Here is a 9177-nt window from a genome sequence, read left to right as displayed (position 1 = left end):
CGGGGAGGACGTCAAGATTTGTGCGGTCGCGATGATCGCTTGAGATTTTCTCCCTACTGCTGGCGCGTGCGCATGGCGCTGGCCCACAAAGGGCTGGCATACACTACGGTGGCCTGGCGGTTTCAGCAGAAAGAGGCGCTGGCATTTGCCCACTACGACAAGGTGCCGGTGTTGACCGATGGCGACACGGTGGTCACCGACAGCTTCGATATCCTGCGCTACCTGGATACCACTTACCCTGAGGCGCCGGTGCTGGGCGATGGGCTGGGCTTGCAGCGTGTCACGCTATTCAAGCAACTGGTGGACCGCAGCATTACGCCCGCGCTGTTTCGTATCGTGGTGCTGGATCTGCTGGAAGCCATCCACCCGGAGGATCGGGAGTACTTCCGCACCACCCGTGAAGCGCGCTTTGGGGCCAGCCTCGAGGCGGTTCACGACCCTGAGAAAGGCCGCCAGCAACTGCATCAGGCGCTGGTGCCCGTCAGTGCACAACTCAAGGAAACCCCTTTCCTCGATGGTGACTCCCCCGCTGGGGCAGATTACCTGCTGTTCGGCAGCATGATGTGGGCCTATAGCGTCTCGACCGAAACGCTGGTGGAGGAGCGTGACCCCGTGGCCGGCTGGTTCCAGCGCATGCTGGCGGTGCACGATGGCGTGGCGGGCAAGGCCATGACCATTCGTGATCTATACTAGGCTAAGCGGTACTCGCCGCTGACACTCACAGGCAACATGAAGGGGCAGGCCCTGTATGGGGACGCCCTTCATGGACAAGGAGATGGCAATGATTGACCTGTATTACTGGACAACGCCCAACGGCCACAAAGTCTCCATCATGCTTGAAGAAGCAAAGCTCGCTTATCGCGTAAAGCCCATCAATATCGGGCGGGGCGAGCAGTTCGACCCCGAGTTCCTGGCCATTGCGCCCAATAATCGTATTCCTGCCATCGTCGACCATGCCCCGCGCGACGGGGGGCAGCCCATGGCGCTGTTCGAGTCAGGGGCGATTCTGGAGTACCTGGCAGACAAGAGTGGCCAGTTCCTGCCAGCAGAAGGGCGCGAGCGTTATGTGGTACTGCAGTGGCTGCACTGGCAGATGGGTGGGCTAGGCCCCATGGCCGGGCAAAATCATCACTTCTGCCACTATGCGCCCCACAAGATCGACTACGCCATCGAGCGCTACGTGCGTGAAACCAATCGGCTTTATAGCGTGCTGGACCAGCGTCTTTCCCAGCAGCACTATGTGGGCGGCGACCGTTACTCGATTGCCGACATGGCCATCTACCCATGGATCGTGCCCTGGGAAAAACAGCGCCAGACCCTGGAGGAGTTTCCCGACCTGGAGCGCTGGTTCGAAGAGCTTTCCCAGCGTCCCGCCATTCGCAAAGCCTATGCATTGGTCGAGGATGTGAACCCCCAGGCAGGTGCGCCCATGGATGACCTGGCGCGTAAGCACTTGTTCGGAAACCGCTAATAATGATTAACCGCGAGTGAGTCATCGATAATGGCGATGCAGCGTGCATGAAGGTGAAAAAAATCATGTTGCGCTGCACAAAAAGCGCTGCTAGCTTTGATATTAGCAACGGCAACCGCCTATCAAGATGCGCCGTCGAGCGCATCGTACCGCTAGCTCACTCAAGGAGATTTAGTGATGAACAAGACAGCAGAAAAAACCAGCCAGCAGTTCGAGTCCGTGTTTGTTTCCCCCATGCGCTCTTACACACTGGCAGCGCTGGACTACTACGAGCAACTGGTCGGCGCTCAAATGGATGCTGCACGCGCCTATTCCGACATGACCATCGCCCAGGCGCGCACCTGGCTCGACGTCAAAGACGCCGATAGTTTCAAGAAAGCCATGGAAAGCCAGCAGAAAGCGGCCAGCGACATGATGGAGCGCATGAAAGGTGACTCCGAAAAAGTGACCTCTATCAGCCAGGGCTTCCTGCAGGAAAGTCAGAAAATGGCGGAAGAGACCACCAAGAAAGCAGCCGATACTGCCAAATCGTAACGGTTGCTCCATGAAAATGCCGCGCCCTGAAGCGCGGCATTTTTTTATCCGAAGAGCGGGCGTTAGGTGGCGTCGCCTGCACGCGCTCTCAGCCGAAACCGTGCAATCCTGATGATTTGCTCGATGGCCGTTTTTCTTTCTTGTACCGGATCGTTGTTCAACCGCTTTTCAAAGGCCTCCAGAATGGCATAGCGGTCCAGGCCCTTGACGGCAATCACGAAGGGAAAGCCAAATTTTTCCTGATAGGCGGCGTTCAACTGCTCGAAGCGGGCAAACTCTTCCGGTGAACACTGATCGAGCCCAGCACCGGCCTGTTCGCTGGTAGAGTCGTGGGTCAGCTCCCCGGCCAGCGCGGCTTTGCCGGCCAGATCAGGGTGTGCCTGAATGACGGCCGTCTGCTGCTCGGGAGATGCCTGTTGAAGCATCTTGCCCATCAGTTCGGCCAGCGCATCCGGGGCGTCGTGAGTCTCTTCCAGGCCGTGTTGCCAGGCGGCCTTGGCCACCCAGGGAGAGTGTTCATAGACATCGCCATAGTGTGCCACGAAGGTTTCCAGGCTGCTTTGGCTCGGGACAGGGGACAGTCGCAAAGGCGTTTCAGTCGGCACAAGGGTTCTCCAAGCGTGCGAAAAGGGAATTGCTGTATACAATAAATAGCATCAACGGTACTCTTTGACCAATAGGTCAAACCTGCCAACAACACCAATAACCCTGCCAATATGAGGAGTGACGATGGGACGCTTGACTACCCACGTGCTGGATACCGCCAAAGGGCAGCCCGGTCAGGGCATCATCATCGAGGTCTTTCGGTTGACCGGTGGCCAGCGCGAGCCGTTAGCGACCACCGTCACCAACAGCGACGGCCGCTGTGATGCGCCGCTGTTGGAAGGCGAGGCGCTGACCGCTGGCGAATATGAGCTAGTGTTCCATGCGGGAGACTATTTACGCCAGCAGGGGGTCGAGGCTGCCGAGCCCCGCTTCCTGGACGTCATCCCGCTGCGCTTTGGCGTGGCCGATGCCAGCCAGCACTACCACGTACCGCTGCTGCTCTCGCCGTATGGCTACTCGACCTATCGCGGTAGCTGAGGGGGCTTCACATGCAAGCGTACACTATCGAATTTGCCAACCTGCTGCTGCGCTGGCTCCACGTGATTGCCGCCATTGCCTGGATCGGAGAGTCGATCTATTTCGTCATGCTGGATAACAGCCTGCGCACGCCCAAGGCTCAGGAAGATCGTGACAAGGGCGTGTTTGGTGAGATGTGGGCGGTGCATGGCGGTGGTTTCTATCATAACCAGAAATACGCCACGGCCCCTGCCAAGCTCCCCAACGACCTGCACTGGTCGTTCTGGAAAGCCTACACCACATGGCTCTCTGGCTTTGCGCTGTTCGTCATTCTTTATATGGTCAATCCGGGCTTCTACCTGGTCAACTCCAACAGCAACTGGGCCTGGGCGGCCAACCTCACCGGTTGGCAAGCCAACCTGCTGGCATTGGGCTTCCTGCTGGGCGGCTGGGTGGTCTATAACGAGCTTTGCAAGCGTATCAGCCCGGATATGCAGCGTGACGGCCTGCTGAGCATTGCCGTGGCGGTGATGATGGTGGTCGTGGCGTATTTGAGCACCCAGATGTTCACCGGGCGGGCCGCCTTTCTGCTCACCGGGGCCGTCATGGCCACGGCCATGTCGGCCAACGTCTTCTTCTGGATCATTCCCGGCCAGCGCCGCATGGTCAAGGCCATGAAAGCCGGAGAGGCCCCCAACCCGCTAGATGGCAAGCGCGGCAAGCAGCGCTCGGTGCACAACACCTACTTCACGCTGCCGGTGGTGCTGCTGATGGTGAGTAATCACTACTCTTTTCTTTACTCCCATGAGCAGGCCTGGATCGTCATGGCCTTGTTCATCTTTGCTGGCGCGCTGATTCGTCAGTTCTTCGTGCTGATGCATGCGGGCAAGGTCCAGCCTGCCTATCCTGCGATAGGCGTAGGGCTCATTCTGCTGGCGTTCTGGGTAGCGGCCCCCAGCCCACGCGCCGCCGTGGAAAGTACCGGCGCGGCCCCCGATCAGGCTCAGGTCACCGCTCTGGTGGAGCAGCACTGCACCCTGTGTCATGCGCGTAACCCTGAGCACGCCGGGTTCTCCGCGCCACCTGCGGGCTACGCCTTCGATCACTGGGAAGAGATACTGGGCCACAAGGCGCAGATTCAGCGGGTCGTCGACACTCGCTACATGCCGCTGGGCAATATCACCAACATGAGTGACGAAGAGCGCGATATCATAGCGGCCTGGGAGGAGTAAATCGGTTCGCAGAGAGGAGACCCCATGAGCGAAGCGCAGACGGCGTTGAAACGGCGGCCCACGGAAAAAGAGGGTGACGAGCGCCACGAAGCCATTTACCGGGCAGTGAGCGATGCCATCGTGGAGCAACGCCTCAAGCCGGGTGCCCGGCTGCGCGAAGATGCCCTGGCAGAGGTGTTTGGCATCAGCCGCACGGGGATCCGTAAAATCCTGCAGCGGCTGGCGCTGGAGCAACTGGTGACCCTGACGCCGCGCCGTGGGGCCAGCGTGACGCGCCCTACCGCCGATGAAGCCAAGGACGTGTTCGATGCACGCCAGCTCATCGAGTGCGGCCTGATGCCCGACGTGGCAAGGCGCATGGATGCCAAGGCGGCTGCCGAGCTGCGAGACATGGCCAGGCAGGAGCGACAGGCCCTGCGCAGCGGCCAGCAAAGCGTGGCCATCCGTCTCTCGGCCGATTTCCACGTGCGCCTGGCGCAGCTCTCCGGCAACGCCACCCTGGCGGAATTCGTCGAGCGCCTCTGCTCGCGCTCTTCACTGATCCTCGCCGTATATGGGCATCGCGGCCACCTGGGCTGCGAGTCCCACGATCATGACGACCTGATCGGCTACCTGGAAGCAGGCAATGGCGAACGCGCCAAGGCCTTCATGAGCCGTCACCTCAAGGCCATCGAAGCGTCGCTGTCGATAGTCGAAGAGAAAAGTGATACGCCCGACCTGCGTGAAGTCTTTCGTCTTTGAACTCTATCACCGCAGGGCCTGATCACCGCAGTGCCGGGTAGGCGTCGAGTCGTTTTAAAGCCTGCTGGCGCTGTCCGTGATGCCATTTTCCTCGATGTGTGCTCATGAGTGGCCTTGAATGGGCTGCGTCGGCTGCTGTGGCGCACTATTTTGGGTTGAACGCGTGCTCGCTTGCACCGTTGCAATGCCTTCAAGCCAACAGGTACAGCACAGGCGTCGCGCAGCAATAGCAGGATTGTGTTGTCTTTCATAAAAAGAGGGTCAGGAAGAACTCTCGCTAAATATCTCATGTATACGAAAAATATATTTTTTGTACATTGATTTTTGCTGCTTTTGGCACCGTTTTGATGGTTGGCCTCCTTTTTGGCACTCCTCTTGCACTACTTAAGCACGGTATAAGCATCAAGAGCTTTGCTTTCTGCTAAGTAAACAGTAAGGGGACGATTAAAATGGTATACAAGAAAATGGTGGCGACCCTGCGTTTCATGCATCAAACCCGACGTACCGCGCTGTTATCGCTGGGCGTAGCGCTTTTCGCAGCCCCAGCCATGTCGGACGAGCAAGTGCTGCGTATCGCGATGACGGCCTCCGATATTCCGCTGACGACCGGGCAGCCTGATAGCGGCTTCGAGGGTTATCGCTTCCTCGGTTACACCATCTATGATGCGTTGATCAACTGGGACATGTCCTCGGCAGAGGAGGTAAGTGGATTGACGCCAGGGCTGGCGGAAAGCTGGGAGGTCGATGCGGACGACCAGCGAGTGTGGGTTTTCAATCTGCGTGAAGGCGTGCTTTTCCATGACGGTAGTGAGTGGAATGCCGACGCTGCCATCTGGAACCTCGATAAAATTTACGATGAAGCGTCCGAGCAGTTCGATGCCCGCCAGGCAGGTAACGTCCGGGGCCGTATTCCTTCCATGGATGGCTACGAAAAAGTAGACGACTACACCATTCAGTTCACCACCAGCGAGCCAGATGCATGGTTCCCCTACCAGCTTTCCTTCCTGCTCTTCTCAAGCCCTGCGCAATGGGAAGCATTGGGCGGTGACTGGGATGCGTTTGCCAGCGCTCCTTCGGGTACAGGGCCTTTCAAGCTGACGCGCCTGGTGCCTCGCGAGCGTGCCGTGCTGGAACCCAACCTGGAGTATTGGGATGAAGCGCGTGTGCCTCGCCTGACACGACTCGAACTGATCCCGATGCCTGAATCCAGCTCGCGCACTTCCGCGCTGCTCTCGTCGCAGGTCGATTGGATCGAGTCGCCGGCGCCAGATGCCATTCCTCGTATGCAGTCTCAAGGTATGGAGATCACCAGCAATCCTTATCCGCACACCTGGCCTTATCAGTTCTCCATGCAAGAAGGCAGCCCCTGGCGTGATATCAACGTCCGCAAAGCGGCTAACCTGGCAGTGGACCGTGAAGGTCTGGAAGCCATGCTGGGTGGTTTGATGGTGCCCGCAGTGGGTATCGTGGCGCCGGATCATCCCTGGTATGGCGAGCCCACCTTCGAAACCCGCTACGACCCCGAAGAAGCCATGCGGCTATTGGCCGAGAGCGGTTTTGGCCCCGACAATCCCGTCGACATCAAAGTGCTCATTTCGACCTCCGGCTCCGGCCAAATGCAGCCCTTGGCCATGAATGAGTACATTCAGCAAAACCTTGCGGAGGTTGGTATCGACCTCGAGTTTGAAGTGCTGGACTGGGAGTCGTTATTTCCAAACTGGCGTCGTGGCGCTGCGGATGCCAGCAGTCGTGGAGCGCATGCGACCAACATCACCTTCGCTTGGTTGGACCCGTTCTCTGCTTTTTACCGCTTCATGCACTCCAGTATGGCTCCCCCCAATGGCTTCAACTGGGGCTATATGAATGACCCTGAATATGACCGTTTGCTGGATGAAGCGCGTGTCACCTTCGATCAAGCCGAGCAAGACGCCATCCTCGCCGAGTTCCATGCCCGCATGGTCGATGATGCCGCTTGGCTGTGGGTAGCCCATGACGTTGGCCCGCGCGCGATGCAGCCCCACGTCAAAGGGTTCGTTCAGGCTAAAAACTGGTTCCAGGACCTGACCCCCGTCTATATCGAGGAGTGAGTTATGCACGCGGAGTGGCTTGTCAGCCACTCCGCGCATAGCCAGGAGACACGATGAGCACCTACTTCCTCAAGCGAATTCTGTATGTCATTCCGATCACCTTGGCGGTGAGTTTTTTCTGTTTCTCATTGGTCCATCTGTCACCGGGCGACCCCATGGACGCCGTCGTCTCTCCCGATGCGCCCAGTGACGTCGTCGCGATGGTGCAGCGAGCCTACGGCTTTGACCGGCCATTGCCAGAGCAGTTTGGGCGTTGGGTGAGCCGAGCCGTGCAGGGTGACCTGGGCATGTCGGCCGCCAATGGCAGGGCGGTGACGACAGAAGTGTTCAGCGCCCTCAAAAACACCCTGTTGCTCGCCGCTGCTGCGTCAATGATTGGCTTTACCTTGGGGTGCACGTTTGGAGCACTCGCCGGCTATTACCAGGGGTCCATGCTTGACCGCATCGTGACGGGCGTTGCCGTGGGTGGCGTCAGTATTCCGCACTACTGGTTGGGCATGCTGCTGGTGATCATCTTTTCAGTGGAGCTGAGCTGGCTGCCTTCCTCCGGTGCAGGGCCAGGAAGCTCCAGCGATTGGAGTTTCGAGTGGGCCTACCTGCGTCACTTGATTCTACCTGCGGTGACGCTGTCGGTGATTCCCATGGGCGTCGTTACGCGCACGGTGCGAGCCATGGTGGCGGATATCCTGGCCCACGAGTTTGTTGAAGCGCTGCGCGCTAAAGGTTTGGCAGAGCGGCGTATCTTTTTGCATGTCATCAAGAATGTCGCGCCTACTGCGTTAGCGGTGATGGGGCTGCAGTTAGGGTATCTATTAGGTGGCTCAATTCTCGTCGAGACCGTGTTCTCTTGGCCTGGGACAGGGTTGTTGCTCAATAACGCTATTTTTCAGCGCGATTTGCCCATCTTGCAAGGCACGATTTTGATCCTGGCGTTGTTCTTTGTAGCGCTCAATTTAATGGTCGATCTCGTCCAGGCGCGCCTTGACCCACGTATTCAGCGCGGCTGATCGGCTAGGAGAATCTCATGACAACGACCTCTCTTGATGCTTCGGCGAAGACCGACGTGCAGGTGACCCCAAGCAAAGGGTACTGGGGGCCGGTATTTCGGCGCCTGAGGCGTGACCCTGTCGCACTGGTAGCAGGCATCATCCTGCTGTGTATCCTGGCCATGGCGATATTTGCTCCCTGGTTGGCTCCCATGGACCCGTATAAAACCAGCATGATGTCGCGGTTGCGGCCGATTGGTACATCAGGCCATTGGCTGGGTACCGACGAGCTAGGTCGCGACATGCTTTCGCGATTGATCTACGGCGCTCGATTATCGCTATTGATCGGCGTCATGCCAGTGGTGAACGCGTTCGTGATAGGAAGCGCGATCGGTATTGTCGCGGGCTTTGTAGGAGGCAGAACCAATACCATCTTCATGCGCATTATCGATGTGTTTTATGCCTTCCCTGCCGTGCTGCTGGCGATTGCGTTAGCGGGGGCATTGGGTGCAGGCATCATCAACTCGCTATTCTCGTTGACCGTGGTGTTCATACCACCCATTGCGCGGGTCGCGGAAAGTGTGACAACGCAAATACGCAGCACCGATTACATTGAAGCCGCCCGTGCCAGTGGGGCGGGCAGTTTGAGAATCATCCGCTGCCATGTGCTGGGCAATGTACTCAGCCCCATTTTCGTTTATGCCACCTCGCTCATCAGCGTCAGCATGATCCTGGCCTCAGGTCTCTCGTTTCTTGGTTTAGGGGCCAGGCCGCCGATGCCGGAGTGGGGCCTAATGCTCAATACCTTGCGCGATGCCATCTACGTCAACCCATGGATTACCATTCTGCCCGGCGTCATGATTTTTACGGTATCGATCTGTTTCAACACGCTCAGCGATGGTCTGCGCTCTGCCATGGATGTGAAACTATGAATGCTGAACGTGTTTCGATAGACGCTTCTCCAGCCGTGACAACACCCTTGGACCCCCGTGATAGAGGAGGAGCTGCCCAGCCACTGTTGAGCGTGAAAGGGCTGCGCAAGCACTTCATTATCAAAAAAGATT

General features: G+C 58.1%; 10 protein-coding genes. 9 read left to right on the top strand and 1 reads right to left on the bottom strand.

Annotated elements, in window-relative coordinates; all coding sequences use genetic code 11:
• Nucleotides 1–18 precede the first annotated feature (18 nt).
• From B7L71_RS04530 to B7L71_RS04520, 3 genes are all read left to right on the top strand, one after another.
• Complete coding sequence (locus tag B7L71_RS04530; RefSeq protein ID WP_249273181.1) at nt 19–693, top strand: glutathione S-transferase N-terminal domain-containing protein; 675 nt, start codon at nt 19–21, stop codon at nt 691–693.
• An 88-nt stretch (nt 694–781) separates the two neighbouring features.
• Nucleotides 782–1471, top strand: a complete 690-nt coding sequence (locus B7L71_RS04525) for a glutathione binding-like protein (RefSeq protein ID WP_039175401.1) — start codon at nt 782–784, stop codon at nt 1469–1471.
• Between the two features lie 177 nt (nt 1472–1648).
• Nucleotides 1649–2005, top strand: coding sequence for a phasin family protein (locus B7L71_RS04520; protein WP_016916200.1), 357 nt, complete (start codon nt 1649–1651; stop codon nt 2003–2005).
• A gap of 62 nt (nt 2006–2067) precedes the next feature.
• Here B7L71_RS04520 and uraD read toward each other — a convergent pair whose 3' ends face one another.
• On the bottom strand, nt 2068–2610 hold the full coding sequence (gene uraD, locus B7L71_RS04515) for a 2-oxo-4-hydroxy-4-carboxy-5-ureidoimidazoline decarboxylase (protein ID WP_081136267.1): 543 nt from the start codon (nt 2608–2610) through the stop codon (nt 2068–2070).
• 124 nt (nt 2611–2734) lie between these two features.
• Between uraD and uraH the strand changes: the two genes are divergently transcribed.
• The 6 genes from uraH (at nt 2735) to B7L71_RS04485 (ending at nt 9045) form a co-directional block, all read left to right on the top strand.
• Nucleotides 2735–3088: a hydroxyisourate hydrolase gene (uraH, locus tag B7L71_RS04510; protein WP_081136265.1), complete on the top strand. Its 354-nt coding sequence runs from the start codon at nt 2735–2737 to the stop codon at nt 3086–3088.
• A gap of 11 nt (nt 3089–3099) precedes the next feature.
• The gene (locus B7L71_RS04505; RefSeq protein WP_081136262.1) at nt 3100–4299 is read left to right on the top strand and encodes a urate hydroxylase PuuD; all 1200 of its coding nucleotides are present in this window, start codon (nt 3100–3102) and stop codon (nt 4297–4299) included.
• A 24-nt stretch (nt 4300–4323) separates the two neighbouring features.
• Nucleotides 4324–5040, top strand: a complete 717-nt coding sequence (locus tag B7L71_RS04500) for a GntR family transcriptional regulator (RefSeq protein WP_081136260.1) — start codon at nt 4324–4326, stop codon at nt 5038–5040.
• 449 nt (nt 5041–5489) lie between these two features.
• The gene (locus B7L71_RS04495; RefSeq protein ID WP_139790039.1) at nt 5490–7127 is read left to right on the top strand and encodes an ABC transporter substrate-binding protein; all 1638 of its coding nucleotides are present in this window, start codon (nt 5490–5492) and stop codon (nt 7125–7127) included.
• Nucleotides 7128–7180: 53 nt separating this feature from the next.
• On the top strand, nt 7181–8134 hold the full coding sequence (locus B7L71_RS04490; protein ID WP_039175412.1) for an ABC transporter permease: 954 nt from the start codon (nt 7181–7183) through the stop codon (nt 8132–8134).
• Between the two features lie 17 nt (nt 8135–8151).
• Nucleotides 8152–9045, top strand: coding sequence for an ABC transporter permease (locus B7L71_RS04485; protein ID WP_081136258.1), 894 nt, complete (start codon nt 8152–8154; stop codon nt 9043–9045).
• The last annotated feature ends 132 nt before the right edge of the window (nt 9046–9177 follow it).

It is taken from the genome of Halomonas sp. BC2 (genome assembly GCF_002078115.1).
In the GTDB taxonomy this organism is placed as follows: domain Bacteria; phylum Pseudomonadota; class Gammaproteobacteria; order Pseudomonadales; family Halomonadaceae; genus Vreelandella; species Vreelandella stevensii.
Note: the sequence above shows the minus strand (reverse complement) of the source record. Positions and strands in the feature narration are given on the sequence as shown.

Excerpts from the sequence above, each read along its gene's own strand:
- B7L71_RS04525 (WP_039175401.1), top strand. The coding sequence starts at position 782 with ATGATTGACCTGTATTACTGGACAACGCCCAACGGCCACAAAGTCTCC.
- B7L71_RS04520 (WP_016916200.1), top strand. The coding sequence starts at position 1,649 with ATGAACAAGACAGCAGAAAAAACCAGCCAGCAGTTCGAGTCCGTGTTT.
- uraH (WP_081136265.1), top strand. The coding sequence starts at position 2,735 with ATGGGACGCTTGACTACCCACGTGCTGGATACCGCCAAAGGGCAGCCC.
- B7L71_RS04505 (WP_081136262.1), top strand. The coding sequence starts at position 3,100 with ATGCAAGCGTACACTATCGAATTTGCCAACCTGCTGCTGCGCTGGCTC.
- B7L71_RS04500 (WP_081136260.1), top strand. The coding sequence starts at position 4,324 with ATGAGCGAAGCGCAGACGGCGTTGAAACGGCGGCCCACGGAAAAAGAG.
- B7L71_RS04495 (WP_139790039.1), top strand. The coding sequence starts at position 5,490 with ATGGTATACAAGAAAATGGTGGCGACCCTGCGTTTCATGCATCAAACC.
- B7L71_RS04490 (WP_039175412.1), top strand. The coding sequence starts at position 7,181 with ATGAGCACCTACTTCCTCAAGCGAATTCTGTATGTCATTCCGATCACC.
- B7L71_RS04485 (WP_081136258.1), top strand. The coding sequence starts at position 8,152 with ATGACAACGACCTCTCTTGATGCTTCGGCGAAGACCGACGTGCAGGTG.